The following is a 26567-nucleotide window of genomic DNA, read 5'->3' on the forward strand; positions in this document are numbered from 1 at the left end:
CGGCGCTGGTCCGTACCACGTGTAGTTTGTCCCCTTGATGCTGACGCTCGGGCATTAGCTGGAGGCCCCCACATGTCCAAGTTGCCGACCACTTCCGAGGCGCGCACGTCTGCGCGCCTCCCGTCCACGCGCGAGCGCCGTCCGGCGCTGGCGGCGCTGGCGGTGATCCTCATCGTCGGTGGTGCCCTGCTGTCGGGGTGGATCGCGATGAGCTCGGGTGACCGCGCCGACTTCCTCAAGGTCGAGGGCGAGGTCGCGCAGGGCCAGCGCCTGACCGCGGGCGACCTCGGCACCGTCTCGCTGCCTGAGGGCTTCGACGGCGGCGTGCCCGCGGGCGACCGCGACGCGGTCGTCGGCCAGTACGCGACCGCGCGGCTGCTCGACGGCACGGTGCTGTCGCCGTCGATGGTGGCGGAGTCGACCGGTGTCGGCGAGGGCAAGGCGCAGTTCCCGATCCAGACCCCCGCGACGCGCTCGCTCACCGAGCTGCGCGGTGGCGCGCCGGTGGGCCTCTACCTGTCCGGTGGTGGCGGCGGCGCAGACCGCGGGATCGCCGCCGAGGTCGTGCAGGTCGGCGAGGTCGACGGCGGTGCTCTGAGCTCCAGCCAGGAGATCACCGTCCTCGTGAGCGTCGACGCCAGCTGCGGTCCGCGGCTCGCGAACGCGTTGGCGGACGACTCGGTCTACCTCGCGACCGTCGGCGAGGGCGCCGACCTCGACGACACCTGCGGCGGCTGACATGGCGCTGATCGCCCTCGCCTCCGCCAAGGGCGCTCCCGGCGTGACGACGACGTCGCTCCTGCTGGGGGCGCTGTGGCCGCGCCCGGTGGTGGTCGCCGAGTGCGACCCCTCCGGCGGCGACGTCGCGACGCGCATGCCCGGCGCCGACGGCGGGGCGCTCGACCCGCAGACGGGCCTGCTGAGCCTGGCCGCGGCCGGCCGGCGCTCGCTCTACCCGGAGCTGGTGGACGCCCACACGCAGCAGGTGGTCGGCGGGCTCGAGGTCCTGCTCGGCCCTCCGTTCCCCGAGCAGGCGGGCGGGCTCCAGACGGCCTGGCCCCAGCTCGGCCCGCTGCTGGCCCGGCTCCCGCAGCACGACGTGGTCGCGGACCTGGGACGCGTCGGCGCCCTGACCCCGCAGAACGCGCTGCTCGCCAGCGCGGACGCCGTCGTCCTCGTCGTGGACACCGCCCCGAGCAGCGTCGTCCACCTCCGACACCGCCTCCGTCCGGTCTCCGACGCGGTCGGCGGGGCGTACGGGGCTCCGCTCCACGTCGCGGTCGTCGCGCCACCCAAGCGCACGCAGACCGTACGCGAGATCCGGGACGCCCTCACCGCGACGGACGTGGCGCTCGCCGGCGTGCACCACCTCGCGTACGACGAGCGCGGCGCCCACCTCTTCCAGGGGCAGACCGTGGCGCGCCCCGACAAGCTCGCCCTGGTCCGCTCGGCGGGCCCGCTCGTCTCCGAGCTCGCCGCCGCGGTCGCGCACGGCTCGCCGCAGCCAGGGCCCAGCGCCGCTGACGTGGCGCCGGCGCCTGCGCCGCCGGGCGCCACGGCCGGACCTGACCACGGATCCTGGACGGGGGCGCACCGATGATCGACCACACGCTCGTCCGCACCCTGCGCGGGCAGGTCGCGGACCGTCTCAACGAGCAGCGCCGCCGCGACCAGGCGGCGGGCCTGGCTCCGATGTCCACCGACGACGAGCGCGAGTACGCCCGTTCGCTGATCGTGCAGGTCCTGGAGGACCACGCGCGCTACGAGATCGCCGAGGGCCGCACGCCCATCCAGCCGGACGTGGAGGCCGAGCTCGCCGGTGCCATCCACTCGGCGCTGTTCGGGGTGGGCCGGCTGCAGCCGCTGCTCGACGACCCCGAGGTCGAGAACATCGACATCAACGGCTGCGACCAGGTGTTCGTCCAGTACGGCGACGGACGCGAGGAGCGCTACCCGGCGGTCGCCGAGACCGACGAGGAGCTCGTGGAGCTGATCCAGGTCCTCGGCGCCCACTCGGGGCTGTCGAGCCGGCCGTTCGACTCGGCGAACCCGCAGCTGGACCTGCGCCTGCCCGACGGGTCGCGTCTGTCGGCGGTCATGAACGTCTGCTCGCGCCCCGCGGTGTCGATCCGCAAGGCGCGCATGTCCAAGGTCTTCCTGGACGACCTCGTCGCCAACGGCACGATGTCGGAGGACCTGGGCGACTTCCTGAAGGCCGCCGTCGCCGCGCGCAAGAACATCATGATCGCGGGGGCCACGAACGCCGGCAAGACGACGATGCTGCGTGCGCTCGCCAACGAGATCCCGCCGCACGAGCGCATCATCACCGTCGAGCGTGCGCTCGAGGTCGGGCTCGGCGAGACGCCGGAGCTCCACCCGAACGTCGTCTCGTTCGAGGAGCGGCTGCCCAACTCCGAGGGACTCGGCGGCGTCACGATGGCCGAGCTCGTCCGGCGCTCGTTGCGCATGAACCCCTCGCGCGTCATCGTCGGCGAGGTGCTCGGCGACGAGATCGTCACGATGCTCAACGCGATGAGCCAGGGCAACGACGGCTCGCTGTCGACGATCCACGCCAACTCCTCGGTCGAGGTGTTCAACCGCATCGCCACGTACGCCCTGCAGGCTCGCGAGCGTCTCCCGGTGGAGGCGACGCACCTGCTGGTCGCCGGCGCGCTCGACTTCGTCGTCTTCATGCGCAAGCACAACGACGCCCACCTCGGCGGCGGCCAGGCCCGCGTCGTCGAGAGCGTTCGCGAGGTCGTGGGCTTCGACAGCCAGGTGCTCTCGTCGGAGGTGTTCGCGCCCGATGCCGAGGGACGCGCCGTCGCCCACGCGCCGATCTCGTGCGCGGAGGAGCTCGCGGGGTACGGCTACCAGCCGTTGGTGCACGGAGGCTGGTGATGGAGGAGCTGCGCGTCCCGCTGGCGCTGACCGCCGGTGCCCTGGTGGGCGTCGGCGGGCTGATCCTGCTGCTCGCGCTGCGCCCCCGCGAGGCGCGCCCGCCGATGCTCCGCCGGAAGAACTCGGCCCGTCGGACCGAGCGACAGGTACGCCTGGCCGCGGCCGGCGTGATCGCGTTCGCGCTGACCCTGCTCGTCACGCGCTGGATCGTGCTCGCCGCCGTGATCGGGGCCGTGGTGGCGCTCTGGGACCGCCTCCTCGGCGGGGGCCGGGCGGAGCGCGACGCGATCGTGCGCGCCGACGGGCTCGCCGCATGGATCGAGGCGCTGCGTGACACCATCGCCGGCGCCGTGGGGCTCGAGCAGGCGATCCCGGCGACCGCGAAGAACGCGGCACCGTCGATCCGTCCGTCCCTCAACCTCCTTGTCGACCGGCTGCGCGTCCGTGAGCCGCTCCCGGACGCGCTGATGCGCTTCGCCGACGACCTCGACGACCCGTCGGCCGACGTCGCGGTGGCCGCGCTGGTGCTCAACGCGCGGCTGCGGGGCCCGGGCCTGCGCGAGGTGCTGTCGGCCCTCGCGGAGTCCGCCCGCGCCGAGCTCGACGTACGCCGCCGGGTCGAGTCCAGCCGGCGCAGCACCCGCCGCAGCGTGCAGATCGTGGTCGGCGTGATCGTCGCGGTCGCCGGAGCGCTGGTCCTGTTCAACCCCGCGTACGTCGCCCCGTACGGCACCTTCGTCGGCCAGCTGGTCCTCGCCGCGGTCCTCGCGATGTTCGGTGCGGCCGTTCTCTGGATGCGGAAGCTGTCCGGGGTCGAGCAGCCCGAGCGGTTCCTGATCTCCGCGAAGCCGACCCGGTCGCGCGAGAGGCGGGTGGTGTCGCGATGATGCTGGCGATGCTCGCCGGGGCCGCCGTCGGCGCCGGCATCCTCATCCTCGTCCGCATGGCCGTACGCCCGGTGCCGGGCGTGGCGGCCACGCTGGCGCGGGTCGACGGTGCGAAGCGGCGCGCCCGGCCGCGTCCCGGTGCCGAGGACGGCAAGAAGCCGGACATGATCGACCGCTGGCGCACGTCGGTGGGGGAGCGGTTCGAGGACGAGGTCTCCGCCCGGGGGTGGTCGTTCACACGGACCCGCGCCGACCTCGCGGTCGTCGACCGCCCGTTCGCGCAGCACCTGGGGACCAAGGTGCTGCTGGCGCTGGCCGCGCTGGTGTGGTTCCCGATGATCTTCACCCTGCTGGGCTACGACCCGTTCGGCGTGCCCGCGGTGGTCACGATCCTTTTCGCCGTGGGTGCCTTCTTCCTCCCGGACGCAGAGCTGCATCGTGACGCCGAGAAGCGCCGCCGTGACTTCCGCCACGTCACCGGATCGTTCCTCGATCTCGTCGCCATGAACCTGGCCGGGGGTCGTGGTCTCCCCGAAGCGCTCCTCGCGGCGTCCACGGTCGGCGACCACTGGGCCATGGTCCGCATCCGCGAGGCGATCACCAACGCGCGCCTCTCCGGCCGCACCCCGTGGGAGGGCATCGCCCAGCTCGGGCAGGAGCTCGGTGTAGACGAGCTGCGAGACCTTGCCTCTACGCTGGGGCTGGCCGGTGACGAAGGCGCTCGCATCCGTGAGAGTCTTCTCGCACGGGCGAACAGCATGCGACGCCGCGAGCTCGCCGACATCGAGGGAGCTGCCGGAGAGAGCTCGCAGTCGATGCTGGTGGCGCAGCTGCTCATGTGCGTCGCCTTCTTGGTCTTCCTGGCCTATCCCGCGGTGTCGAAGCTCGGGTGACGTCGTGCAGCAAGGAAAGGAACAACATGTACTCACAGGTGCTGGCCGCTCAGGTGCTGATCGCGAAGGTTCGCGGTCGCGCCGCCGCGGCGCGACGCGAGGGCCGTTCCGAGGTCGGGGCCTCCGCGATCGAGTGGGCGATCATCTCTGCGATCGTGGTCGCCGCGGCCCTGCTGATCGGGGTGGCGATCAACAACGTGGTCAACAACAACATCGACCAGATCAACGAAGGCGGCTGAGCCTAGGGGCTCGCCGCCGGCTCGGCCGGGGCGAACGAGGCGCGAGCGCGGTCGAGTTCGCGGTCATCGCGCCGATCCTCCTCCTGCTGGTGTTCGCGACGATCCAGGTCGGGCTGTACATGTACGCCCGCAACGTCGCGCAGACCGCGGCGCGGGAGGGCGTCTCGTACCTCCGTCTCGCCGGTGACAACCCCAACGCCGGCGCGTACCTGGCCAACGCCGAGGAGCTGAGCGTCGGCTACGCCGACAAGCTAGGACGGCTGGATGCCGTCAGTGCCGACGGGTCGATCGACGAGACGACCGGCCGGGTGACGATGGTCGTGCAGGGCGAGGCCGTGCTGCCGCTGGGCGGTCGGATCACGGTCGTGCAGTCCGCCGACGCGACGCTCGAGCAGTTCCGCGTCGATCCGCGGAGCGTGGCGCCGTGAGGGCCCGGCGGGACGACAGCGGCGCTTCCAGCCTCGAGCTCGTGATCCTCGCGCCGTTCGTGATGATGCTGATGATGCTCATCGTCGCGTTCGCGCGCTACGCCCAGGCCGAGAACCTTGTCGACCAGGCGGCTCGTGACGCGGCACGGGCGGCCACGGCGCAGAACGACCGTACGGCGGTGGCGGGCATCGCAGCCTCGGCCGTCGCGTCGACGATGGACGACGCACCGCAGAGCTGTCGCGACACGGCGAGCGCCGGTGCACCGGTGCTCAACGGCAAGGCCTTCACCGTGCCGGACCCCGACGACGCCGACGAGGTCGCCTCGGTGACCATCACGGTCACCTGCACGCTGAGCACGGGCGACCTGAGCTTCTTCCCGTTCTGGGAGATCCAGGTCGAGCGCACGTTCACGAGCCCGCTCGACCGCTACCGGGGCTACCGATGAGGCGCGCGGCTGCGTACGCCCGGCGTCTCGCCACTCGTGTGGCTGCCCGCCGTGACGAAGCCGGCTCCGTGGCGCCGTTCGTCGTGATCGTCAGCGTCGGGCTGCTGCTGCTCGCGGGGCTGGTCATCGACGGCGGCCGGCAGCTCAACGCCAAGGGCATCGCGATCGCCTATGCCCAGGAGGCCGCGCGTGCGGGTGCCCAGGCGGTCAACGTGGCCGACCCGTCTCTCGGGCTGCTCGACTCCGACGCGCTGTCGGCTGCGCGCAACTACTGCGTGCAGGCCCAGGCGGGCGACGCGACCCTCGTCCGGTGCCACGCCGAGATCCGTGACGTCACGATCAACGGAGCTCGGACCCGCGCGGTCGAGGTCGAGACGGAAGTCTCCCGGACGGCGATCATCATCGGCATGATCGGGCGGGAGACCCTCACCGCGAGCGGGATCGCGCAGGCTCGTCCGATCTCCGGGATCGACGCTCCCGACGATGCGAAGCTGAGCACGCTCGACCCGCCCTCGGTCGTTCCGCCGGGTGGGGGCGAGGACGACGAGGAAGGTGGAGGCGGCGGCCTGCCGATCTCGAGCTGGACCCCGCCGTCCCCGTCGCCGATCGAGCCGTGCGTCACCCCGACTCCCGAGGAGTCGCCCGAGACCGAGAAGACACCGGGGTCGCCGGGGACCGATCCGTCGCCGTCCGACCCGACCACGACGCCGACCGAGCCTGAGCCGACGTGCATCCCGCCGGAGGAGGACCGGTGACGACGCGTGTTGTCCCCAGCTCACGGGCGCGGCTCCGCGGTGCACGACGCGGCGCCGTTAACCTCCTGCTCATGCGGCAAGGGGTTCACCCTGAGCCTTGTACCGGATATTGTGCGGTTTCGTTGGCGGTTTGCCAGGACAGAAGCAGGAAGGTCTCGGGAGTGCAGCTTCGATGGATCCTGACCGCGGCTGCGGCAGTCCTCGCGCTGAGCGGCTGCAGCGACGGCGGCGACTCGGCCAAGGCCGAGCAGACGCCGACGCCCACGGAGACCTCGGCGACCGCGACCCCGTCCCCGACGCCCAGCCCTACACCGACGGCGACAACGCCACCGAACCCGTTCCCTGGGATCGCGATGACCTTCACCGGTGGTCCGGCTGGCGACGCGCGTGTGGAGGTGCTCAAGACCTTCGTCGCAGGAAGCGCCTACTCCCAGCGTGAGTACGCCGTCCCGCCCCAGCTGCGCGCCGTGCTGTCACGAGACCTCCAGCGCTTCCTCGCTCGCGGAGTCAATGACGCGAAGAAGAACGGTTGGGTCGTCCCGGCTGAGCCGGTCGCACAGGTCGCCGCGCTCAAGGGAGGGAGCACGTCCACGGCACGCCTGTGCCGCTGGAGCCCGTCCGTGTCGTGGGTCGACGCCAAGACCGGCAAGTACGTCGAGGCGCGTGAGAACCAGTGGAACGCTCTAGCGATCACGATGAGGTCAGCTGGCGGCCGTTGGGTTCTCACGAAGGTCGAGCCGGCCGGCCAGTGCGACGTCAAGGCGCCGCGATGATCCGCCGCTTCCAGATCGTGTCGCTCGCGGTCCTTCTCGCGCTGACCGTCTCCACTGCCGCGGCCAGCGCAGACGACACCTGGGGGACACCACCGACCGGCGGCACAGGAAGCGGTGGGACGACCGCGCCTGCGTCGTCCCCGCCGAAGCAGGAGCAGATCCGAGACTGCACCGTCTACGCGAGCGGGACGGGCATGGGCTCCTACTGTGCTGGGGGCGGAGGCAACAGCGAGACTTTGCGTCAACGGTACGGCGGCATGGACTTCGTGCCGTGCCGGTACGAGGCGCTGCCCGACTGGGTCGAGGCGCCGACGAACCCCGATCCCGACCGAGGCCGGTTCCTGCTGAAGCGGTGCATCGAGGACATCAACTGGGACACGTACGCCGGCGGCAACAAGATGCACGTCTCGATCTCGATCGAATGGGTTCCGAACGACGCAGACATCACCCCGCCCGCCAACAGCCTGACGGAGTTTCTGTGGACCCGCGCAGTGACGGGGGCCGACACGGCGCTCCCCATCCCGGTGATGCGTCCTGAGCCGTCGACGGTTCCCGTCGTGGGCTATCCGACGTTCTTCACGTTCGCGTGGGTCAATCCGAAGACCGGGCGGCCCATCTCGGAGGGCGCTGGGGCACCGCTCGGCGACCCGTACCGGGAGGTCGTCGTCCCGGGGCGGGGTCTTCGCATGGTTGCCGAGGCGACCGAAGTCGTGATCGATCCGCATCAGACCGACATGGAGCCCATCACCTGCGATCCGGCCGACCTCGTCTACGAGGCCGACACCTCCGTCGCACAGCAGCCGTCCGACTGCCGCATCACGTTCACGCGTTCGTCGGCGACAGCGAAGACGTACGCCGACAACGACGCTCCGGCGCTCCCGCAGGTGTACGTCTCGGCGTATCCCCTGACCGTGACCGTCAGGTGGCGGATCACCTACGGATTCGACGGTGAGGCGACCCAAGAGCTCGGCAACGGGTTCGAGATGACCGCGACGCAGGCGTTGCCGGTCCAGGAGGTCCAGGCCCCCAACGAGCCCCCGATCGTCCTCTACTGACGCCCGTACGCAACTGAAGGATTGAAGGCGATGACCGTGACCCAGCGGAGCAGCAACCGTCTCCCCGCGGCGCCCCAGCAGGGCGGCCGCGGTGGTGAGGTCGTTCGCGGGCTGGTGGCGCTCGTCGCGACGCTGGCGCTGGTCGTCGGTGTGCCCTGGGCGCTGTGGACCGCGTTCGGGGCTCCGTGGCCGTCGGAGGTCCCGGACACCGCGTGGATCACGCAGCCGCTGACCACCGACGTGCTGCTCCACGTCCTGGCCGCGATCGTGTGGCTCGCATGGCTGCACTTCGTCGTCTGCCTCGTCGTCGAGGCGATCGCGGAGGGGCGGCACCGTGGGCTCGCGCCGCGGATCCCCGGCGGCGGCATCGGCACGCAGGCTCTCGCCCGCAAGCTCGTGACGACGGTCGTGCTGCTGGTCGGGACGGCGTCGCTGGCCGCACCGGCCGCGAACGCGACGCAGGCAGTCGCGCCCGAGCACCGGCCGGTTGGCATCGAGCGCGTGGTCGGCCACACGCAGTCGGTCGAGACGAAGGTTGCCGACGCGGAGCGCCCAGCGTCGGACGAGCTGACCCGTGCAACCCGGGCAGAGCAGCGCAGCGGCGAGCTGACCACGTACTACGACGTGAAGCCGCCCAACAACCGCAACTACGACACGTTGTGGGACATCGCAGAGCGCTACCTGGGAGACGGGTTCCGCTACAAGGAGATCTACGCGATGAACCGCGACGTCGTCCAGCCGGACGGTCGTACGCTCACCAACCCCGACCTCATCCACCCCGGATGGGTCATGAAGATGCCGAACGACGCCCGCGGCCCCGGCCTCAAGGTCGTCGAGGCTGCGCGAGACGACGTGGCGCCGCCAGCCTCCGCGCCGAGCGACGGCTCGTCCCAGGCGGACGGCGCCGCCGCGGCCGCAGACACGGCGGAGGCCGGCGGGGCCGAGGGAGCGGGCGCTGGTGGTGGCGTCGGAGGCGTCGTCGACGACGTGGTCGAGTCGTCCACCAACGAGTGGGCACCGATCTTCGGCGCGGCCGGCGGCCTCGCCCTCGCGGGTGCGCTCCTCGGGCTCCGCCGCCGCCGGGCGTCGAACCCGGGTGGTGGCGGTGGTGACCGCCCTCGCGGCTCCGCTCCGGTGACGAGCCCGCACGTCGACATCGCCTCGCGGGTCGAGGCCGGTCTGCGCCAGGAGGCCGCGCCCAAGGACGGGCAGTGGCTCGCGGGCGCTGTCCGCAGCCTGCACGGGACCGCGGTCCCACCCGTCGCACGGGCCGCGCTCTCGGCGGACGGGCTGGTCGTGGCCTTCCGCACCGCGCCCGAGCAGGAGCTCCCCACGGGTTGGGCGAGCACGAGCGACAGCCGGACGTGGATGCTGCCGCGCGACGCGGCGGTGTCGCTCGCAGCGCCCTCGCCGCTCCCCGGACTGGTCTGTGTCGGCGTGCGCGACGACGGCGCGGTGCTGCTGCTCGACCTCGAGTCGTACGACGGTGTCGTGTCCCTCGGCGGCGACCCGGTCGTCGCCCGCGGCGTCGCGATGAGCCTCGCCGTCGAGACGGCCACCCACCCGTGGGCCGATGATCCCGCCGTGACCCTCGTCGGGTTCGCCGACGACGTGTCCGCGCTCGGCAACGTCCGCGCCGTCGGCGACATCGGACGTGCGCTCGACGCGCTGGACAACGTGGCCCACGACCACCGGGCGACCTGCCGCGCGTACGACGTCGAGTCGGTCCAGGAGGCGCGGCGCCTGGCCGAGCGCCCCGCAGACCTGCGCCTCGAGCTGCTGGTGTGCTCCGGGGTCCCGGACGCGGCATCGCTGGCGCGACTGCGGGCCTGGGCAGCCGACCCGATGGTCGCGATCGCGGTCGTCGTCGTGGGGGACTGCCCCGACGGCGCGGCCCGGCTCACCGCGACCGACGAAGGCCGCCTCGTCAGCGCCCCGCTCGCGCTCGACGTCGTCGCGCAGGAGCTCGAGCCCGACGCGTACCGGGGCCTCGCCGCACTCTTCGAGCTGCCGGTCGAGCCGGCACCGGTGCGCATCGAGGACCTGGCGGAGGCCCTCGTGGTCGAGCAGGCCGTGCTCGCCACGGGCGACGACGAGCCGGTCGTGGTGTCGGTCGACGTCCTCGGACCCGTGCTCGTCCGGGCATCCGGACCGATCGACGAGGCTCGACGCGCGCTCTTCACCGAGATCGTCACCTACCTCGCCGTCCACCCCGAGGGTGTCCACGTGAACGTCCTGACGGGCGCGATCTGGCCGCGCGGCGTCGATGCGTCGACCCGGGACGCCACCCTCGCGGGCGTCGCGGAGTGGCTCAGCACGACCGCCTCCGGAGCGCCGGTGCTCGAGGTCGACGCGGGCGTCTGGTCGATCCGGCGCTCGTCGCTCGCCTGCGACTGGGACCGCTTCCGCGCCGCGCTCAACCGCGCCGTCACCAGCAGGTCGCGCGTGCCGGCGCTGCGCACGGCGATGTCGCTGGTCCGTGGCCCGGCGTTCGACGACGTCCCGCAAGGTCGCTACTCGTGGCTCGCCCACGTCAGCCTCGAGGACGACGTCGCGCTCGCCGTCGAGATGACCTCGATCGCCCTCGCCGACGAGTGCAGCAGCGCCGACGACCCGGACGGTGCGCGCGACGCGCTCCTCGCAGGACTGGCGGCGCTGCCCGCGAGCGAGGCCCTGTGGTGCGCGGCGATGCGTCTCGCGGTGCGCTTCAGCGGCCGCGGCGACGCGATGGTCGTCGCGGACCAGATGTACGCCGCCGTGGCCGCGCACGGCTCCCCGCTCGGGGTCACCTCGCGCACCCAGGCTCTCGTCGAGGAGATCCTCCCCGGCTATCGTCGCGGCGTGGCCTGAGCCGCGTCCGCCCGTCCCCTCAGTTCAGGAGTCATCGTCGTGCGTCTTCGTCAGTGGGTCGTCGCTGCCCTCACCGTCGTTCTCGTGGCCGGATGCGGAGCCGACGACAGCGACAGCGAGGGCGAGAGCGACAGCGGGTCGTCGAGCGCGACCGCCGAGACGGCGACGATCAAGACCAGCAAGGGCGACATCACCGTGAACCTGTTCCCGGAGCAGGCGCCGGAGACGGTGTCGAACTTCGTCGGACTGGCGACCGGGACCAAGGAGTGGACGGACCCCGAGACGGGCGAGAAGACGACCGACCCGCTGTACGACGGGACGATCTTCCACCGGGTGATCGACGGCTTCATGATCCAGGGCGGTGACCCGCTCGGCACCGGGATGGGCGGCCCCGGCTACGAGTTCGACAACGAGACCGACCCCAGCCTCACCTTCGACCAGCCCTACAAGCTCGCCATGGCCAACGCGGGCCCGGACACCAACGGGTCGCAGTTCTTCATCACCGTGGCCGAGACACCGCACCTCGACGGCGGCTACACGATCTTCGGCGAGGTGGCCGACGACGCCAGCAAGGCGGTCGTCGACGCGATCGCGGCCACCCCGACGGACGGCGCGGACAAGCCGACCGAGACGGTCACCATCGAGACCATCGAGGTCGCCGAGTAGCGGTTCCGTAGACTGGGGCCTTGGCCGGACTCCCGGCACTCGCGGTCCGCCGACGGTGGCTCGCGCCCACCCCTCTCCCTCCCCAGGAGCTGCTGCGCCATGATCAGCGTCCACGACCTCGAGCTGCGCGTCGGCGCACGTGTCCTCATGTCGGGCGCGAGCTTCCAGGTCGCGGACGGGGACAAGGTCGGACTGGTCGGCCGCAACGGTGCCGGCAAGACGACGCTCACCAAGGTCCTCGCCGGCGAGGGGGAGCCGACCGCGGGGCAGATCGTCCGCCGCGGCACGATCGGCTACCTGCCGCAGGACCCGCGCACCGGTGACCCGGAGATGAGCGCGCGCGACCGGATCCTCTCCGCGCGGGGCCTGGACGAGGTCTACCGCGCGCTGCGCCGGTCCGAGATCGAGATGGGGTCGGACGACGACACCGTCCGCGACCGCGCGATGAAGCGGTACGCCCGTGCCGACGCCGAGCTGCACGCCGGGGGCGGGTACGCCGCCGCGTCCGAGGCGGCCACGATCGCCGCGAGCCTCGGGCTGCCGGACCGCGTCCTGGAGCAGCCCCTCAAGACGCTCTCCGGCGGCCAGCGGCGCCGCATCGAGCTGGCCCGCATCCTCTTCCTGGGCGCCGACACGCTGCTGCTGGACGAGCCGACCAACCACCTCGACGCCGACTCGATCGTGTGGCTGCGCTCGTTCCTCATGTCGTACAAGGGCGGGGTCGTGGTCATCAGCCACGACGTCGCCCTCCTCGAGGATGTCGTGACGAAGGTGCTCCACCTGGACGCCAACCGCGCCGAGATCGACGTCTACAACATGGGGTGGCGCAAGTACCTCGAGCAGCGGGAGACCGACGAGCGCCGCCGCAAGCGCGAGCGGGTCAACGCCGAGCGGAAGGCGTCCACGCTCCTCGCCCAGGCCGACAAGATGCGCGCGAAGGCGACCAAGGCGACCGCCGCCCAGAACATGGCACGCCGGGCCGAGAAGATGCTCGCCGGCCTCGAAGGGGAGCGCGCCGCCGACCGCGTCGCCAAGATCGACTTCCCGACGCCGGCCCCGGTGGGCAAGACCCCGCTCATGGCCGAGGGCCTGTCCAAGTCGTACGGGTCGCTGGAGATCTTCACCGACGTCGACCTCGCGATCGACCGGGGGAGCCGCGTCGTGATCCTGGGCCTCAACGGTGCGGGCAAGACGACGCTGCTGCGCATCCTCGGCGGGCTCGACGCCGCGGACACCGGTGAGATCCGCCCCGGGCACGGGCTGAAGCTGGGCTACTACGCCCAGGAGCACGAGACGCTCGACCTGGACCGCACGGTCCTCGAGAACATGCAGTCCTCCGCTCCCAACCTCACCGACACCCAGGCCCGCAGCGTGCTCGGCGCCTTCCTCTTCAGCGGCGACGACGCGCACAAGCCGTCGCGGGTGCTGTCCGGTGGCGAGAAGACGCGGCTCGCGCTCGCGACGCTCATCGTGTCCGCGGCCAACGTGCTGCTCCTCGACGAGCCGACCAACAACCTGGACCCGGCCTCGCGCGAGGAGGTCCTCGGCGCGATCCGGTCGTACGAGGGCGCGATCGTGCTCGTCACCCACGACGAGGGCGCCGTCGAGGCCCTGCAGCCCGACCGGGTGCTGATCCTGCCCGACGGGATCGAGGACCTCTGGACCGCGGAGTACGAGGAGCTCATCAGCCTCGCCTGATCGGCCCCTGATCCGGGGGATAGCCTCGCACCATGAGCTATCCCTCTTCCGCGGAGCTGGCTGCCGCCGGCCTCGAGATCTCTGTCGACGGCCCCGCCCTGACCGTCACCCTGAACCGTCCGGACGTCCGCAACGCGCAGACTCCGTCGATGTGGCGAGCCCTGGCTGCGATCGGTGCCGCCGTCGAGCCCGACGTGCGTGTGGTCGTCGTCCGCGGCGCGGGAGCGTCGTTCTCCGCCGGCCTCGACCGCTCCATGCTGTCGCCCGAGGGCGTCGAGGGCGAGGCGTCGTTCCCGCAGCTCGCGGCGGCTCCCGCGACGGAGTTCGACGCGACGGTCGCGTCGTACCAGGAGGGCTTCACCTGGCTGCGGAACCCGCAGTTCGTCTCGGTCGCCGCCGTCCAGGGCCACGCGGTCGGGGCCGGGTTCCAGCTCGCGCTCGCCTGCGACCTGCGGGTCCTCGCCGACGACGCCCAGCTGTGCATGAAGGAGCCGGCGCTCGGCCTCGTGCCCGACCTCACCGGTACGAAGCCGCTGGTCGAGGCGGTCGGCTACGCACGGGCGCTCGAGATCTGCGCGACCGCGCGCTGGGTGCCGGCCCAGGAGGCGTACGCGCTGGGGCTGGGCCAGGAGCTCGTCGCGAAGGAGACTCTCGACGGGCGCGTCGCCGAGCTCGTCGCCGCGCTGACGGCCGCCCCACACGCCGCGGTCAGCGCCACGAAGGCCTTGCTGCAGACCGCCTCTCGGCTCGACCTCGCCGACCAGTCGGCTGCCGAGCGGCGGGCGCAGCGGGGCCGCTTCGTCGACCTGCTGGCGGCGAGCCGATGAGCGCGCCGTACGACGTCGCCGGCCGCACCTACGTCCTCACCGGGGCGAGCCGCGGCCTCGGCTTCGCGACCGCGGAGGTGCTGGTCGCGCAGGGAGCGAACGTCGTCGTGTCCGGGCGCGACGCCGACGCGGTGGACGCGGCGGTCGAGCGACTCGGAGCCGAGCACGCGGTCGGGATCCAGGCCGACAACGCCGACACCGGCACGCCCGGCGCTCTGGTCGCGGCGGCACGCGAGCGGTTCGGTGGGCTCGACGGCCTCCTGGTGAGCGTGGGCGGCCCGCCCGGCGGCAAGGTCTTCGACGTGACCGACGACCAGTGGCGCGGGGCATTCGAGTCGGTGTTCCTGGGGGCCGTCCGCACCGTCCGCGAGATCGCGCCCGAGCTGGGGGAGGGCGGCTCGATCGCGCTGGTCCTGTCCTCGTCGGTCCGCGCACCGATCGGTGGCCTGTCGATCAGCAACGGCCTCCGGCCGGGTCTCGCGATGGTCGTCAAGGACCTGGCTGACGAGCTCGGCCCGCGCGGGGTGCGCATCAACGGCCTGCTGCCCGCCCGGATCGACACCGAACGCGTCCAGTACCTGGACGAGCTCTCCGCCGACCCGGCCGCGACGCGTGCGGCGAACGAGCGGGCGATCCCGATGCGACGCTACGGCCGGCCGGAGGAGTTCGGCGCCGCGGCGGCGTTCCTGCTGTCACCCGCCGCTTCGTACATCACCGGGATCATGCTCCCGGTCGACGGCGGCGCTCTGCGGGCTCTCTGAGGGACGAGCGGCGGTGGGGCGGGCGCCAGCGCGTGCGGCGGCCGCCCGCTCCGCCGCGGCTCGCGCAGCTGGTACGGCGCGCTGCCCGGGTCGGGCGTGGCCCGGCTTGCGGGGGCCGCGCGGGTGCGCTTCGGCCCAGGCGAACCAGCCGAACCCGACCAGGGCCAGCGCGGCGAAGAACCACCACTGCAGGCCGTAGAAGAAGTGCGGTCCCTGCCCGAGGTCGGGGCCTTCCGGAAGGATGAGCCCCTCCGCCGCCGGCTCCTGCTTCTCGAGCGCGAGATAGCCCCCTTCGTACAGGGGGTAGTCCAGCGTCGGCCCGAGCCCGAGCGTCGAGATGGCCCGGACCTGACCGTCGTCGGGCTGCGTCGCCTTCAAGGGGACGTGGTCGTCGGCGCGCCACCAGCCGACGGCGGTCACCTCGCCGCTGGGGGGCGCAGGGATGTCGAGATCGGCGCCGGTCGTGTTCGCCGATCCCATCCACCCCCGGTCCACGAGCACGGCCCGCCCGTCCTCGGTCACCAGGGGAGTCACGACCTCGACGCCGGGCCCCTGGTCGCGCGTCTGGTACTTCACGACGACCTGGGCGTCCGTGTCGTACGTCCCCGTGACCTCGACCTGCTTCCACTCGTTGCGCTGGGACGCGTCGGGATCCGTGCTCGCCACGTCCGCGGCGTTGACGGGGGTCGCGACCATGTTGTGCCGGGTCACGTCGTTGCGCGCCTGGCGCTGGTCCAGCCTGCCGAACTGCCAGAACCCCAGCCAGACGCAGACGCCGACCAGGAGCACGACGAAGAGCGCGAACGCGATCCAGCGCCGCGTCAGCAGGAACCTGTACACAACTCGACGGTAGCGAACGCTTCCACGCCCTCCGGTGGGCAGGTCCAGCCGCCTAGACTGACGGCATGACCGCCGACACCGTCGTGCAGCCCCGTACAGGAGACGCCCGCGCAGGTCTTCCCGACCGCCACGGCCGCGTCGCGACCGACCTCCGCGTCTCCCTGACAGACCGCTGCAACCTGCGGTGCCAGTACTGCATGCCCGCCGAGGGCCTCGACTGGATGCCCACCGAGGAGACCCTCACCGACGACGAGGTGGTCCGCCTCGTGACGATCGGGGTCGAGCGGCTCGGCATCACCGACGTCCGCTTCACCGGTGGCGAGCCCCTGCTGCGGCGAGGCCTGACGGGCATCGTCGCGGCGACGAAGGCCCTCTCGCCCTCGCCGACGGTGTCCCTCACGTCCAACGGCCTCGGTCTGAAGCACACGGCCCAGGCGCTCGCGGACGCCGGCCTGGACCGGGTCAACATCAGCCTCGACACCATCCGGCCCGACACCTTCGAGCAGATCACTCGCCGCAACCGCCACGCGGACGTCGTCGCGGGCCTCGAGGCGGCCCAGGCGGCCGGGATCGCGCCGGTGAAGGTCAACGCGGTGCTCCTGCGGGGCATCAACGACGACCAGGCCCCGGAGCTGCTGGCGTGGTGCCTCGAACGGGGCTACCGGCTCCGCTTCATCGAGCAGATGCCGCTGGACGCGCAGCACGGGTGGGACCGCGGCTCGATGGTGACCGCCGACGAGATCTTCGAGAAGCTCGCCCCGTACGTCGAGCTCAGCCCGGCCGACCGCGACCGTGGCTCCGCACCGGCCGAGGAGTTCCTGGTCGACGGCGGTCCGGCCACGGTCGGCATCATCGCGTCCGTCACGCGCCCGTTCTGCGGCGACTGCGACCGCGTACGCCTGACGGCCGACGGCCAGGTCCGCAACTGCCTGTTCGCCCGCGAGGAGTCCGACCTGCGGGCTGCGCTGCGCGGTGGGGCGTCGGACGACGAGATCGCCGACCGGTGGCGTGCCGCGATGTGGAGCAAGCTGCCGGGCCACGGGATCGACGACGTCGGCTTCCTGCAGCCGAGCCGGCCCATGTCGGCCATCGGCGGATAGATACGCGCTCGGTGCCGCCCAGCGGGCGGTGAGTGGGGTCCCACGGACCCGCGTCACCGTGGGACCAGGGTCACCGCTCGGGCGTGACCTCGGAGACCGGCTTCGTCTCCTTCCAGAAGCCTCGCGCCGACAGGAACCGCCGCAGCGACTCCTCGTGCTCGTCGCACGCCAGCCACGTCTTGCGCCGGTCGGGAGTGTGGATCTTGGGGTTGTTCCACAGGAGGGCGTGCGTCGCGGGGTTCTCGCACCCCTTCGCCGAGCAGATCAGAGGAGCCTGGTCGGCGGGGTCAGTCTCGGTCATCGCGTCCCGTCGGGTCGTGGGGGTGGTCGCGACCCGCTTCGCTCGCGGGACCTGCGGCGGAGGAGGAGTCGTTCGCGCTACCCGCGGTGCCGGAGTCGTCGGCGGGTTTGGTCACCGGACCGGTGCCGAGCTGGCCGATCGGCTCGGGATGGACCACGTCGGCCTGCGGGAGCGGCTTGCGGCGGGCGGTGTTGGCGAACACCACCGCGACGTAGGGCAGCACCAGCGCGCCCAGGATGAAGAACCAGCGGGCCCATCCGTCGACCACCACGGCCAGGATGAAGCAGACCGTACGGATCAGCATCGACACCAGGTAGCGGTTCTGCCGGTGGCGAAGCTCTTCGCTACGGCCGACCTGCGCGGTCGTGATCGCGACCGCGTCGTCGTGACGATCCTCCATCCCTCCACGGTACGCCAGCCGATCAGCGGCATGATGGGCAGCATGACGAACCGCACGTACCGCATCACCGAGATCGTCGGCACCTCCACGGAGGGCGTCACGGACGCGATCACCAACGGCATCCAGCGGGCCTCCCGCACCCTGCGCCACCTGGACTGGTTCGAGGTCGAGGGCATCCGCGGCCACATCGAGGGAGACCAGGTCGAGCACTACCAGGTGACCCTCAAGATCGGGTTCCGCCTCGAGGACGACGAGTAGGGGCGTGAAGCAGCTCGTGGTGGTGCGGCACGCCAAGGCTGAGGCGTCCGCACCCTCCGACGAGGCCCGGGCCCTGACCGCCCGCGGCCACGCCGACGCGCGCCGGCGCGGCGAGCAGCTCGCCGACTTCGTGACCGGGACCGCCCGTGCCCTCGTCTCCCCGGCGGTGCGCACACGCGAGACCTTCGACGAGCTCAACCTCGCCCTGGGGCTCGACGCCGACCACGTGTCGTACCCGAAGACCCTGTACGACGCCACCGCGCACCGCGTCCTGCAGGAGGTCCGCTACCTCGACGAGGAGCCGAGCACGGTGATCGTCGTCGGGCACAACCCGGCGATGGGCGACCTGGTGTGGATGCTGCACGACGGCACGCACAACGGGGCGTGGAAGGCGTACGGCGACCGGGGCTTCCCGACCTCGGCGGCGGCGGTCCTGACGTACGACGGGGAGTGGTTCGACATCGATCCTCGGACGATGCGCCTCGAGGACTACCTCGCGCCGCCTCCGAAGGCACGCTAGGTCAGACGACGACCTCGGCGTCGGCCGCCTCGATCTCCTCGCGGGTGATGCCGAGGAGGAAGACGATCGCGTCGAGGTACGGCAGCGAGAGCGAGGTGTCCGCGGCGTCGCGCACGGCGGGCTTGGCGTTGAAGGCGATGCCGAGCCCGGCGGCGTCCAGCATGTCGAGGTCGTTGGCGCCGTCCCCGATCGCCACCGTGTTGGCCAGGGAGATCCCGGCCTCGTCGGCGAACCGGCGCAGCGCCGCGGCCTTGCCGGCGCGGTCGACGATCGCCCCCGTGACGCGTCCGGTCAGCCGGCCGTCGGCGACCTCGAGCGTGTTGGCCGCCCAGTAGTCGATCCCGAGGTCGGCCGCGAGCTTGTCGATGATCTGCATGAAGCCGCCGGAGACCAGCGCGAAGCGGTAGCCGAGCCGCTTGAGCGTCCGGATCATCGTCCGCGCCCCCGGGGCGAGCTGGATCGCCTCGTACACCTCGTCGAGCGCCGACTCCTCGACGCCCTCGAGGAGCGCGACGCGATCGCGCAGCGAGGCGGCAAAGTCGAGCTCGCCGCGCATCGCGGCCGCCGTGACCTCGGCGACCTCCTTCTCGTACCCGGCGTGCGCGGCGATCATCTCGATCACCTCACCCTGGATCAGCGTGGAGTCCACGTCCATCACGACGAGGCGCTGAGCGTGCTGGTGGATCCCGAGCGGCTGCACGGCGACGTCGACCCCTTGCCGCGCCGCCTCCATGGACAGGGAGCGGCGCAGGGCCTCCGGGTCGGCGCCCGAGACGTCGAGGTCGATCGCGGTCACGGGGTAGCGCGCCATCCGGACGATCCGGTCGATGTTGCCGCCCGCGGCCGCGACCTGCGCGGTCACCGCGGAGAACTGCCCCGGGAGCAGGGGAGCACCGAGCACCGTGACGTGGCTGCGTCCCCGGCGGCGACCGCGGTTGTCGCCACGGCCGTACGAGAGGTCGTGCTCCATCCCCAGCTCGCCCGCGACCGCGGCCACGGACTGCTCGAACGCCGTACGGTCGGTCGGCTCGGTGAGCAGGACGGCGAGCACGAGGCGCCCGCGGAGCACGATCTGCTCGACGTCGATGACCTCGACGTCGTACGGCGCGACGGCCTCGAAGAGGCGGGCGGTGACGCCGGCATGGTCGCGCCCCAGGAGCGTCACGGAGACCGTGGGAGCGTCGAGCGGCGCGGTCGGCGTGGGGACGGGCTCGTTCACGCCACGAGGTTAGGCCATCCCGGCGGGGGTCAGCGGGGTCGACCCGCGGTGCAGGCGACGACGAGGGCGTGGCGGGCAGTGCGCGCGAGGGTACGCAGGTGCGCGGCCCGCGTGTCCGACTCCCAGGCCGTCACGGCGGCGGACTCGGTGTCCGCGGCGAGCTCGGCGATCGCGAGGCACCGCAGCGCGGTTGCGGCCAGCTGCTCCGCCCGCGGGTCGTAGCCGGGCGCCAGCGCCGGCGCGGTCGCCTCACGGATGTCGGCGAGCGCCTCGCGCACCTCGGGCCGCCAGCGCGCGACGTCGAGAGAGAGCAGCTCGTCGGCCGTGCCCGCCAGCTCGGTGCGCAGCTCCCGGGAGGACTCCGCGACGCCGGCGGTGGGGGAGACGGGGTGAGCGTCGTACAGGTGCCAGAAGACGCCGCTCCCGACGACCTCCGGCACGACGCCGACGCCGATCCCTTCGACGACGACCGCCTCTCCGGCGTCGGTGGCGGCGGCGGTGAACGGTGCGGGGCCGGCCAGCCCGTACGGGTCGCCGGGCTCGGGGAGTGCCAGCGAGGCTCCGGTGGCTCCTGCCCGCCGAAGTGCCCCCCACGCGAGCAGCAGCGGCTCCGCGCTCGGCGCGTCGCCGTCACGCTGCGCGAGCAACCCCGCCGTGCCGCCGAGGACGTGGTGCGCAGCGTCGTCCGCGCGTACGGCGTCGGTCGCGGTCTCGAGCGGCGCCGCGTCGGCGAGCCAGGCGTTGAACCAGCACACCCAACGTGCTGAGCGGGTCAGGGAGGGCACGACGACGAGCCTAGGACGTCAGGTCCGAACCCGCGTCGCGCGGTGGGACCACGGGTGCCGTAGGTTTGTGACGCCCACCCGTGAACAGCGCAGGAGTAGTGCATGGCGCCCGTGCTCGAGCTCGCCGACGTCACCGTACGACGCGGCACCGCCACGTTGCTCGACGACGTCAGCTGGACGGTCCGCGAGGGCGAACGCTGGGTGGTTCTCGGTCCCAACGGCGCGGGCAAGACCACCATGCTGCAGATCGCGTCGACGCAGATGCACCCGACGGCGGGTGTGGCGACCGTGCTGGAGGAGATCCTCGGCGCCGTCGACGTGTTCGAGCTGCGTCCGCGGATCGGCTACACGAGTGCGGCGGTCGCCGAGCGCATCCCGCGCGCCGAGCGCGTGCTCGACGTGGTGCTCACCGCGTCGTACGGCGTGACCGGACGGTGGCGCGAGGAGTACGAGGAGTTCGACGAGGCGCGCGCGGTCCTGCTGCTGCGGCTGATGGGCGTGGACGGGCTGGTCGACCGCACCTTCGGCACGCTCAGCGAGGGCGAGCGCAAGCGCGTGCTGATCGCGCGAGCGCTGATGACCGACCCCGAGCTGCTCCTCCTCGACGAGCCTGCTGCCGGCCTCGACCTCGGCGGGCGCGAGGACCTGGTCTCCAACCTCGGCAAGCTCGCGCGCGACCCCGAGGCGCCCGTGCTCATCCTCGTCTCGCACCACGTCGAGGAGGTCCCGCCGGGCTTCACCCACGTGCTGATGCTGCGCGACGGCAAGGTCACCGCCCAGGGCCCGATCGAGGACACGCTCACCGCGCAGAACCTTGCGATCACCTTCCAGATGCCGCTCATCCTCGAGGTCCGCGACGGCCGGTACGCCGCCCGCCGGGCGCCGCGCTGAGCCGACGCCGCCGCACCGGCTGGCGTGGCGCACGCCCGCCGTCGCCTCCGTAGGACCACGCGTCCCCTAGAGTCGCGGCATGGACGGGTTCATGAACTGGCTCTCCGACAACGGATGGGCCGGCTGGCTGGGTCTCGGACTGCTGCTCGCGGTCGCCGAGCTGATGAGTCTCGACCTGGTCCTGCTGATGCTCGCCGTGGGGGCCTTCGCCGGTGCGGGCGCCGCGGCGTTCGGCGCGCCGTTCGCGGTCTCCGCGCTGGTCGCGAGCGCCGTCTCGCTCGCCATGCTGCTGCTGGCCCGCCCGTCGATGATCAAGCGGCTGCACCGCGGGCCCGACCTGGCCACGGGGACCAAGGCGCTGATCGGCTCGAGCGCCGTCGCGCTCACCGCCGTCGACGCGCACCAGGGTCAGGTGAAGATCGGCGGCGAGACCTGGTCGGCACGGTCGTTCGACCCCGCGGTGACGATCGAGGAGGGCACCCGCGTGTCCGTCTTCGAGATCGACGGTGCGACCGCCGTCGTCTACCCGGAGGAGTAGCCCCGGAGCAGCCTTCGGTCTGACCGCCCGGTGCGCTAGTGTCCGGACCACAGCCCCCGAAGAGCGAGGATCTCCATGGCAGCCCTCATCGTCCTGGCCCTGCTGGCGCTCGCCGTGGTGGTCGTGCTGGCGAAGTCGATCCAGATCGTCCCGCAGGCGCGCGCCGGCATCGTGGAGCGCTTCGGGAAGTACAAGACGACGCTCAACGCCGGGCTCAACGTCATCACGCCGTTCGTCGACAAGGTGTCGTTCAAGATCGACCTCCGCGAGCAGGTCGTCTCGTTCCCGCCGCAGCCGGTGATCACCGAGGACAACCTCGTCGTCTCCATCGACACCGTCATCTACTTCCAGGTCACCAACCCCATCGCCGCGACGTACGAGATCTCCAACTACATCCAGGCGATCGAGCAGCTGACCATGACGACGCTGCGCAACATCATCGGCGGCATGACGCTCGAGCAGACGCTCACCAGCCGCGACGAGATCAACACCAAGCTGCGCGGCGTCCTCGACGAGGCGACCGGCAAGTGGGGCATCCGCGTCAACCGCGTCGAGCTCAAGGGCGTCGACCCGCCGCCGTCGATCAAGGACTCGATGGAGAAGCAGATGCGCGCCGACCGCGACAAGCGCGCCGCGATCCTCCAGGCCGAGGGCAGCCGGCAGGCCGCGATCCTGACCGCCGAGGGCGAGAAGCAGTCGCAGATCCTCCGTGCGGAGGGCGACCGCGAGGCACAGATCCTCAGCGCCCAGGCCAAGCGCGAGTCCTCGATCCTGACCGCACAGGGCGAGGCGCAGGCGATCGCGACCGTGTTCCAGGCGATCCACGACGGCCAGCCCGACCAGTCTCTGCTGGCCTATCAATACCTCCAGATGCTGCCCGAGATCGCCCAGGGCGACGCCAACAAGCTCTGGATCATCCCGAGCGAGGTCGGCGACGCCCTCAAGGGGCTCGGTGCCGCGATCGGCCAGATCCCGGCCGTCGTCGACGGGCCGCGCACCCGCGTCTCGTACGACGCCCCCGTCGGCGGAGACGTCCCCGAGCCCGACCTCACGGCGGCCCACCGGGCCGTCGACGAGGCGCTCGAGGCCGCGAAGGAGGCGTCCCGCCCGGACGTGCCCAACCGCGCGCCGGAGCAGTCGCTCGGCGTGGCCGACGAGCGCCCCAACGCCTGGGAGGACGACACCACGCAGATCTGGGACGAAGAGCCGCCGCAGCAGCCGTGAGCGTTGCGTCCACCAGTAGCGCGGTCGCGCGATCGGGAGCACACTGAAGGAAAGGTCCAGTCCAGCTCCTCCTCAGGAGGCCGCCATGAGGTCCAGCAGCGTCCCCGAGCTCGTTCCTGTCCTGTCACCGGGCAAGCACCGCAACCCCCGAAAAGGGGCGTGCTTCATGGAGTTCGCGTCGTACCTGGCCGGTGAGAAGTGGAGCGACCAGCCGGCGTGCACGCACCCGCTGCTGGCCGGTCTCGCCCGGTTGGTCAACGACAACGTCAGCGACGACACCCGCACCTCGATGGTCGAGCTGGTGCCGCGCGTGGTGGGGCTCAACAGTCCCGACCCGCGCATCCATGCCGCCATCTGCATCCGTGCCGCCACGATCGCACTGCCGCTGTCGCCCCGAGCACACCAGCGTGCGCTCGCCGTGGGCCTGCTGGCCGTGGAGCGCTACCAGGAGGACACCGGCACAGTGCTCCCGGACGAGTTCGAGCCGTTGATCGCCGAGGCGTTCGCCCAGGCGCCGGCCGCCGAGCAGTGGGCCCGCGGCTTCCGCCGTGGCCTGACCACGCACCCGAAGCACTTCGCCCGCCGGGCAGCGCCGAGGATCGTGCTCAACAGCGTCGACGGCGTCGTACGCTCGGTCAGCTCCGACTCGGACACGGTGCTGCGCCGGATGCTCGCCGACGCCATCGACGACTGCGAGCAGCTGATCAGTGCTGGTACGTCCCGAGCAGCGTCGCCCGCGCCAGTGTCTTGAAGGCGAGGTTGAACGACACGACGGCAGGGGTCGCGGACTCGTCCACGCCCAGACGCTCCTCACCGACGGCGTGCACCACGAAGTAGTAGCGGTGCGGCATGTCGCCCTGCGGCGGGGCGGCGCCGGCGAAGTCGAGCGTGCCGAAGTCGTTGCGCACGTGGAACGCGCCCGGGGGCAGGATCCCGCCCGAGCCGGCTCCGGTGTCGAGCGTGGTGACGTCGGCCGGAACGTCGACGAGGACCCAGTGCCAGAAGCCTGACGGCGTCGGAGCGTCCGGGTCGAAGCACGTCACGACGAAGCTCTTGGTGGTGTCCGGGAACCCCTCCCACGACAGCTGCGGTGAGCTGTTGCCGGCGTCGTACACCTGGGCCTCGCCGAGGGCGTCGCCGTCGGAGACCTCGGTGCTGGTGACGGTGAAGGACGGGACGGGCGGCAGGTAGTCGTACGGGTTCGGCGCCACCGGACGGTCGAGGCTCATCGGTGCTCCTTCGGGTTGAGGGCGTTGTCCACCCGGACGCTACCGCGCCGGCACGTCGATAGCATCGGGCTGTGAACCACGGACCCGGACTCTCCCACCCGCCGTACCCCTCGGGGCTGATCCTCGCCGGTCGCCGCGTGGTGGTGGTCGGGGGCGGCCACGTCGCCGCGCGGCGCCTCCCGGCGTTCCTGGACGCCGGCGCTGCCGTCACCGTGGTGTCGCCCGTGGTCGATCCCGTGGTCCGGGAGGCCGCCGCCAAGGGTCAGGTGACGCTGGTGGAGCGGGAGTACGAGCCGGGAGACCTCGCCGGCGCGTGGTACGCGATGGCGTCGACCGACCGCCCTGCCGTCAACGCGGCCGTCCTCGAGGAGGCGAGCGCGGCGCGGATCTTCTGCGTCCGCGCCGACGACGCACCGCTCGGCACGGCGTGGACGCCGGCCGTCGGGCACCACGCCGAGACGACGGTGGCGGTGCTCTCCAACCGGGACCCCGCACGCTCCGCACGCACCCGTGACCGGTTGCTGGACGCCCTGCAGGCCGACGAGGGCGCGGATGGCTGAGATCGTCCCCGTCGACGACCCGGCCGACCCGCGCCTGAAGGACTACGTCGACCTGCGCGACGTGCAGCTGCGCAAGCTCCTGGAGTCCGAGCGGGGTGTCTTCATCGCCGAGGGCGAGAAGGTCGTACGACGCGCGTTGGAGTCCGGCCACGAGGCACGCTCGTTCCTCATGGCCCCGCGCTGGCTCGAGACGCTCGCCGACGTGCTCGAGGGGACTGACGCGCCGGTCTACGTGATGCCGGAGAAGGAGATCGAGCGTGTCACGGGCTTCCACGTCCACCGGGGAGCCCTGGCGAGCCTGGACCGCCGTCCCGTGCCGCCGGTGGCGGAGGTGCTCGCCGACGCCCGGCGGGTGGTCGTCGCCGAGGACCTGATGGACCACACGAACGTCGGCGCGGTCTTTCGCAGCGCCGCCGCGCTCGGCTTCGACGCGGTGATCCTCTCGCCGCGCTGCGCGGACCCGCTCTACCGGCGCGCGATCAAGGTGTCGATGGGGTCGGTGTTCTGGCTGCCGTACGCCCGGGTCGAGGACTGGTACGGGTTCCCCGACCTGATGCGGTCGCTCGGGTGGACGAGCCTCGCGATGACCTTGTCGGAGGACGCACGCGACCTGCGCGACGTGGCCGCCGGCGACCTGGGGGAGAAGGTCGCGCTGATGGTCGGAGCCGAGGGCGACGGTCTGTCGCCGCACTGGAGCCGTGGCGCAGACGTCCGGGTCACGATCCCGATGGCCGCCGACATCGACTCGCTCAACGTCGCCGCCGCCACCGCGGTCGCATGCTGGGCCCTCGGCCCCCGGCCAGCGGGCCGGGCGGGCCCGGTGGTCGAGTAGCGCGGCGCGTGTCGGTGGTCGAGTAGGGCGGAGTGCGTCGGTGGTCGAGTAGGGCGGAGCGTGTCGGTGGTCGAGTAGGGCGGAGCGCGTCGGTGGTCGAGTAGGGCGGAGCGCTAGCGGAGCCCGTATCGAGACCGGGTCTCGATACGCCCTCGCCCAGGGGCTCGGGCTACTCGACCAGCGAGTGGGGAGCGTGCTGGTGGTCGAGTAGGGCGGAGCGCTAGCGGAGCCCGTATCGAGACCGGGGGTCTCGATACGCCCTCGCCCAGGGGCTCGGGCTACTCGACCAGCGGGGCGGCCGGGGTCGGGCTACTCGACCAGCGAGCGGGGCCGGGGTCGGGCTACTCGACCAGCGAGCGGGCGGCGGTCGGTGGTCGAGTAGGGCGGAGCGCTAGCGGAGCCCGTATCGAGACCGGGTCTCGATACGCCCTCGCCCAGGGGCTCGGGCTACTCGACCAGCGAGCGGGGCCGGGGTCGGGCTACTCGACCACCGGGGGGCCGGGGTCGGGCTACTCGACCAGCGAGCGGGCGGCGGTCGGTGGTCGAGTAGGGCGGAGCGCTAGCTGTGATGTCCAGCCAGGTTGTTCAACCTGGTGATGGGTGCGGCTTTGCCGATTGCTGAGTGGGGCCGGTGGTGGTTGTACTCGTGGAGCCATGCTGGCAGGGCGGCGAGGCGGGCTGATTCGGAGTT

32 protein-coding genes are annotated in these 26567 nt (G+C 72.1%); 25 read left to right on the forward strand and 7 right to left on the reverse strand.

The window, feature by feature from the left end; genetic code table 11:
• Positions 1-72: 72 nt before the first annotated feature.
• From ACQSSQ_RS23160 to ACQSSQ_RS23235, 16 genes are all read left to right on the forward strand, one after another.
• Positions 73-738, forward strand: a complete 666-nt coding sequence (locus ACQSSQ_RS23160; RefSeq protein ID WP_431329516.1) for an SAF domain-containing protein — start codon at positions 73-75, stop codon at positions 736-738.
• Between the two features lies 1 nt (position 739).
• Positions 740-1600, forward strand: coding sequence for a CpaE/TadZ family protein (locus ACQSSQ_RS23165; RefSeq protein WP_431329517.1), 861 nt, complete (start codon positions 740-742; stop codon positions 1598-1600).
• Entirely contained in the window at positions 1597-2901 is a 1305-nt protein-coding gene (locus ACQSSQ_RS23170; protein ID WP_431329518.1) for a TadA family conjugal transfer-associated ATPase, read from the forward strand. The genes ACQSSQ_RS23165 and ACQSSQ_RS23170 overlap by 4 nt, the downstream gene beginning before the upstream one ends.
• Entirely contained in the window at positions 2901-3788 is an 888-nt protein-coding gene (locus ACQSSQ_RS23175) for a type II secretion system F family protein (protein WP_431329519.1), read from the forward strand. The genes ACQSSQ_RS23170 and ACQSSQ_RS23175 overlap by 1 nt, the downstream gene beginning before the upstream one ends.
• Positions 3785-4681, forward strand: a complete 897-nt coding sequence (locus tag ACQSSQ_RS23180; RefSeq protein WP_431329520.1) for a type II secretion system F family protein — start codon at positions 3785-3787, stop codon at positions 4679-4681. Before ACQSSQ_RS23175 ends, ACQSSQ_RS23180 begins: the two co-directional genes overlap by 4 nt.
• Positions 4682-4707: 26 nt before the next feature.
• Positions 4708-4920, forward strand: coding sequence for a hypothetical protein (locus tag ACQSSQ_RS23185; RefSeq protein WP_431329521.1), 213 nt, complete (start codon positions 4708-4710; stop codon positions 4918-4920).
• Positions 4917-5348, forward strand: a complete 432-nt coding sequence (locus ACQSSQ_RS23190) for a TadE family protein (RefSeq protein ID WP_431329547.1) — start codon at positions 4917-4919, stop codon at positions 5346-5348. The genes ACQSSQ_RS23185 and ACQSSQ_RS23190 overlap by 4 nt, the downstream gene beginning before the upstream one ends.
• Entirely contained in the window at positions 5345-5794 is a 450-nt protein-coding gene (locus tag ACQSSQ_RS23195; protein WP_431329522.1) for a TadE family protein, read from the forward strand. Before ACQSSQ_RS23190 ends, ACQSSQ_RS23195 begins: the two co-directional genes overlap by 4 nt.
• A gap of 68 nt (positions 5795-5862) precedes the next feature.
• A complete protein-coding gene (locus ACQSSQ_RS23200; protein ID WP_431329523.1) occupies positions 5863-6549 on the forward strand; it encodes a pilus assembly protein TadG-related protein in 687 nt (228 codons plus the stop codon).
• A 161-nt stretch (positions 6550-6710) separates the two neighbouring features.
• Positions 6711-7322 (forward strand): hypothetical protein, encoded by a 612-nt coding sequence (locus ACQSSQ_RS23205; protein WP_431329524.1) that lies wholly within the window; start codon positions 6711-6713, stop codon positions 7320-7322.
• Positions 7319-8377: a hypothetical protein gene (locus ACQSSQ_RS23210; RefSeq protein WP_431329525.1), complete on the forward strand. Its 1059-nt coding sequence runs from the start codon at positions 7319-7321 to the stop codon at positions 8375-8377. Before ACQSSQ_RS23205 ends, ACQSSQ_RS23210 begins: the two co-directional genes overlap by 4 nt.
• Positions 8378-8407: 30 nt before the next feature.
• Positions 8408-11227: a BTAD domain-containing putative transcriptional regulator gene (locus ACQSSQ_RS23215; RefSeq protein WP_431329526.1), complete on the forward strand. Its 2820-nt coding sequence runs from the start codon at positions 8408-8410 to the stop codon at positions 11225-11227.
• A 168-nt stretch (positions 11228-11395) separates the two neighbouring features.
• Positions 11396-11893, forward strand: a complete 498-nt coding sequence (locus ACQSSQ_RS23220; RefSeq protein ID WP_431329548.1) for a peptidylprolyl isomerase — start codon at positions 11396-11398, stop codon at positions 11891-11893.
• Between the two features lie 99 nt (positions 11894-11992).
• Positions 11993-13591, forward strand: coding sequence for an ABC-F family ATP-binding cassette domain-containing protein (locus ACQSSQ_RS23225; RefSeq protein ID WP_431329527.1), 1599 nt, complete (start codon positions 11993-11995; stop codon positions 13589-13591).
• 32 nt (positions 13592-13623) lie between these two features.
• Positions 13624-14418 (forward strand): enoyl-CoA hydratase/isomerase family protein, encoded by a 795-nt coding sequence (locus tag ACQSSQ_RS23230; RefSeq protein WP_431329528.1) that lies wholly within the window; start codon positions 13624-13626, stop codon positions 14416-14418.
• A complete protein-coding gene (locus ACQSSQ_RS23235; RefSeq protein WP_431329529.1) occupies positions 14415-15179 on the forward strand; it encodes an SDR family oxidoreductase in 765 nt (254 codons plus the stop codon). The genes ACQSSQ_RS23230 and ACQSSQ_RS23235 overlap by 4 nt, the downstream gene beginning before the upstream one ends.
• On the opposite strand, the gene ACQSSQ_RS23240 is transcribed toward ACQSSQ_RS23235, so the two are convergent.
• Positions 15111-16019, reverse strand: coding sequence for an SURF1 family cytochrome oxidase biogenesis protein (locus tag ACQSSQ_RS23240; RefSeq protein ID WP_431329530.1), 909 nt, complete (start codon positions 16017-16019; stop codon positions 15111-15113). The two genes, ACQSSQ_RS23235 and ACQSSQ_RS23240, sit on opposite strands and share 69 nt — an antisense overlap.
• A gap of 65 nt (positions 16020-16084) precedes the next feature.
• Between ACQSSQ_RS23240 and moaA the strand changes: the two genes are divergently transcribed.
• Entirely contained in the window at positions 16085-17119 is a 1035-nt protein-coding gene (gene moaA, locus ACQSSQ_RS23245; RefSeq protein ID WP_431329531.1) for a GTP 3',8-cyclase MoaA, read from the forward strand.
• 70 nt (positions 17120-17189) lie between these two features.
• On the opposite strand, the gene ACQSSQ_RS23250 is transcribed toward moaA, so the two are convergent.
• Both ACQSSQ_RS23250 and ACQSSQ_RS23255 read right to left on the reverse strand, forming a co-directional pair.
• Positions 17190-17420, reverse strand: coding sequence for a hypothetical protein (locus tag ACQSSQ_RS23250; RefSeq protein WP_431329532.1), 231 nt, complete (start codon positions 17418-17420; stop codon positions 17190-17192).
• Positions 17407-17820, reverse strand: a complete 414-nt coding sequence (locus ACQSSQ_RS23255) for a DUF3099 domain-containing protein (RefSeq protein WP_431329533.1) — start codon at positions 17818-17820, stop codon at positions 17407-17409. Before ACQSSQ_RS23255 ends, ACQSSQ_RS23250 begins: the two co-directional genes overlap by 14 nt.
• A gap of 42 nt (positions 17821-17862) precedes the next feature.
• Here ACQSSQ_RS23255 and ACQSSQ_RS23260 point away from each other — a divergent pair, with 42 nt between their 5' ends.
• Complete coding sequence (locus ACQSSQ_RS23260; RefSeq protein WP_431329534.1) at positions 17863-18078, forward strand: dodecin; 216 nt, start codon at positions 17863-17865, stop codon at positions 18076-18078.
• A 4-nt stretch (positions 18079-18082) separates the two neighbouring features.
• The gene (locus tag ACQSSQ_RS23265; protein ID WP_431329535.1) at positions 18083-18598 is read left to right on the forward strand and encodes a SixA phosphatase family protein; all 516 of its coding nucleotides are present in this window, start codon (positions 18083-18085) and stop codon (positions 18596-18598) included.
• Position 18599: 1 nt separating this feature from the next.
• On the opposite strand, the gene serB is transcribed toward ACQSSQ_RS23265, so the two are convergent.
• The gene (serB, locus tag ACQSSQ_RS23270) at positions 18600-19817 is read right to left on the reverse strand and encodes a phosphoserine phosphatase SerB (protein ID WP_431329536.1); all 1218 of its coding nucleotides are present in this window, start codon (positions 19815-19817) and stop codon (positions 18600-18602) included.
• A gap of 29 nt (positions 19818-19846) precedes the next feature.
• Positions 19847-20602, reverse strand: coding sequence for a hypothetical protein (locus tag ACQSSQ_RS23275; RefSeq protein ID WP_431329537.1), 756 nt, complete (start codon positions 20600-20602; stop codon positions 19847-19849).
• A 102-nt stretch (positions 20603-20704) separates the two neighbouring features.
• Between ACQSSQ_RS23275 and ACQSSQ_RS23280 the strand changes: the two genes are divergently transcribed.
• The 4 genes from ACQSSQ_RS23280 (at position 20705) to ACQSSQ_RS23295 (ending at position 24006) form a co-directional block, all read left to right on the forward strand.
• Entirely contained in the window at positions 20705-21493 is a 789-nt protein-coding gene (locus tag ACQSSQ_RS23280) for an ABC transporter ATP-binding protein (protein ID WP_431329538.1), read from the forward strand.
• Between the two features lie 79 nt (positions 21494-21572).
• Positions 21573-22031, forward strand: coding sequence for an NfeD family protein (locus tag ACQSSQ_RS23285; protein ID WP_431329539.1), 459 nt, complete (start codon positions 21573-21575; stop codon positions 22029-22031).
• A gap of 75 nt (positions 22032-22106) precedes the next feature.
• Positions 22107-23255: an SPFH domain-containing protein gene (locus ACQSSQ_RS23290; RefSeq protein WP_431329540.1), complete on the forward strand. Its 1149-nt coding sequence runs from the start codon at positions 22107-22109 to the stop codon at positions 23253-23255.
• A gap of 85 nt (positions 23256-23340) precedes the next feature.
• Positions 23341-24006: a hypothetical protein gene (locus ACQSSQ_RS23295; protein ID WP_431329541.1), complete on the forward strand. Its 666-nt coding sequence runs from the start codon at positions 23341-23343 to the stop codon at positions 24004-24006.
• Here the strand turns inward: ACQSSQ_RS23295 and ACQSSQ_RS23300 are convergent.
• The gene (locus tag ACQSSQ_RS23300) at positions 23960-24484 is read right to left on the reverse strand and encodes a YbhB/YbcL family Raf kinase inhibitor-like protein (RefSeq protein WP_431329542.1); all 525 of its coding nucleotides are present in this window, start codon (positions 24482-24484) and stop codon (positions 23960-23962) included. The two genes, ACQSSQ_RS23295 and ACQSSQ_RS23300, sit on opposite strands and share 47 nt — an antisense overlap.
• 71 nt (positions 24485-24555) lie before the next feature.
• Here ACQSSQ_RS23300 and ACQSSQ_RS23305 point away from each other — a divergent pair, with 71 nt between their 5' ends.
• Both ACQSSQ_RS23305 and ACQSSQ_RS23310 read left to right on the forward strand, forming a co-directional pair.
• On the forward strand, positions 24556-25044 hold the full coding sequence (locus ACQSSQ_RS23305; RefSeq protein ID WP_431329543.1) for a precorrin-2 dehydrogenase/sirohydrochlorin ferrochelatase family protein: 489 nt from the start codon (positions 24556-24558) through the stop codon (positions 25042-25044).
• Entirely contained in the window at positions 25037-25876 is an 840-nt protein-coding gene (locus tag ACQSSQ_RS23310) for a TrmH family RNA methyltransferase (protein WP_431329544.1), read from the forward strand. Before ACQSSQ_RS23305 ends, ACQSSQ_RS23310 begins: the two co-directional genes overlap by 8 nt.
• 559 nt (positions 25877-26435) lie before the next feature.
• Here the strand turns inward: ACQSSQ_RS23310 and ACQSSQ_RS23315 are convergent.
• A partial coding sequence (locus ACQSSQ_RS23315; protein WP_431328480.1) for an integrase core domain-containing protein occupies positions 26436-26567 on the reverse strand: 132 nt, incomplete at its 5' end.

It is taken from the genome of Mumia spirodelae (assembly GCF_050632745.1).
In the GTDB taxonomy this organism is placed as follows: domain Bacteria; phylum Actinomycetota; class Actinomycetes; order Propionibacteriales; family Nocardioidaceae; genus Mumia.

What these genes read in the sequence shown, in the direction of transcription:
- ACQSSQ_RS23160 (WP_431329516.1), top strand. Translation starts at nt 73, where the DNA reads ATGTCCAAGTTGCCGACCACTTCCGAGGCGCGCACGTCTGCGCGCCTC.
- ACQSSQ_RS23165 (WP_431329517.1), top strand. Translation starts at nt 740, where the DNA reads ATGGCGCTGATCGCCCTCGCCTCCGCCAAGGGCGCTCCCGGCGTGACG.
- ACQSSQ_RS23170 (WP_431329518.1), top strand. Translation starts at nt 1,597, where the DNA reads ATGATCGACCACACGCTCGTCCGCACCCTGCGCGGGCAGGTCGCGGAC.
- ACQSSQ_RS23175 (WP_431329519.1), top strand. Translation starts at nt 2,901, where the DNA reads ATGGAGGAGCTGCGCGTCCCGCTGGCGCTGACCGCCGGTGCCCTGGTG.
- ACQSSQ_RS23180 (WP_431329520.1), top strand. Translation starts at nt 3,785, where the DNA reads ATGATGCTGGCGATGCTCGCCGGGGCCGCCGTCGGCGCCGGCATCCTC.
- ACQSSQ_RS23185 (WP_431329521.1), top strand. Translation starts at nt 4,708, where the DNA reads ATGTACTCACAGGTGCTGGCCGCTCAGGTGCTGATCGCGAAGGTTCGC.
- ACQSSQ_RS23210 (WP_431329525.1), top strand. Translation starts at nt 7,319, where the DNA reads ATGATCCGCCGCTTCCAGATCGTGTCGCTCGCGGTCCTTCTCGCGCTG.
- ACQSSQ_RS23215 (WP_431329526.1), top strand. Translation starts at nt 8,408, where the DNA reads ATGACCGTGACCCAGCGGAGCAGCAACCGTCTCCCCGCGGCGCCCCAG.
- ACQSSQ_RS23225 (WP_431329527.1), top strand. Translation starts at nt 11,993, where the DNA reads ATGATCAGCGTCCACGACCTCGAGCTGCGCGTCGGCGCACGTGTCCTC.
- ACQSSQ_RS23230 (WP_431329528.1), top strand. Translation starts at nt 13,624, where the DNA reads ATGAGCTATCCCTCTTCCGCGGAGCTGGCTGCCGCCGGCCTCGAGATC.
- ACQSSQ_RS23235 (WP_431329529.1), top strand. Translation starts at nt 14,415, where the DNA reads ATGAGCGCGCCGTACGACGTCGCCGGCCGCACCTACGTCCTCACCGGG.
- moaA (WP_431329531.1), top strand. Translation starts at nt 16,085, where the DNA reads ATGACCGCCGACACCGTCGTGCAGCCCCGTACAGGAGACGCCCGCGCA.
- ACQSSQ_RS23250 (WP_431329532.1), bottom strand. Translation starts at nt 17,420, where the DNA reads ATGACCGAGACTGACCCCGCCGACCAGGCTCCTCTGATCTGCTCGGCG.
- ACQSSQ_RS23255 (WP_431329533.1), bottom strand. Translation starts at nt 17,820, where the DNA reads ATGGAGGATCGTCACGACGACGCGGTCGCGATCACGACCGCGCAGGTC.
- ACQSSQ_RS23260 (WP_431329534.1), top strand. Translation starts at nt 17,863, where the DNA reads ATGACGAACCGCACGTACCGCATCACCGAGATCGTCGGCACCTCCACG.
- ACQSSQ_RS23280 (WP_431329538.1), top strand. Translation starts at nt 20,705, where the DNA reads ATGGCGCCCGTGCTCGAGCTCGCCGACGTCACCGTACGACGCGGCACC.
- ACQSSQ_RS23285 (WP_431329539.1), top strand. Translation starts at nt 21,573, where the DNA reads ATGGACGGGTTCATGAACTGGCTCTCCGACAACGGATGGGCCGGCTGG.
- ACQSSQ_RS23290 (WP_431329540.1), top strand. Translation starts at nt 22,107, where the DNA reads ATGGCAGCCCTCATCGTCCTGGCCCTGCTGGCGCTCGCCGTGGTGGTC.
- ACQSSQ_RS23295 (WP_431329541.1), top strand. Translation starts at nt 23,341, where the DNA reads ATGAGGTCCAGCAGCGTCCCCGAGCTCGTTCCTGTCCTGTCACCGGGC.
- ACQSSQ_RS23300 (WP_431329542.1), bottom strand. Translation starts at nt 24,484, where the DNA reads ATGAGCCTCGACCGTCCGGTGGCGCCGAACCCGTACGACTACCTGCCG.
- ACQSSQ_RS23310 (WP_431329544.1), top strand. Translation starts at nt 25,037, where the DNA reads ATGGCTGAGATCGTCCCCGTCGACGACCCGGCCGACCCGCGCCTGAAG.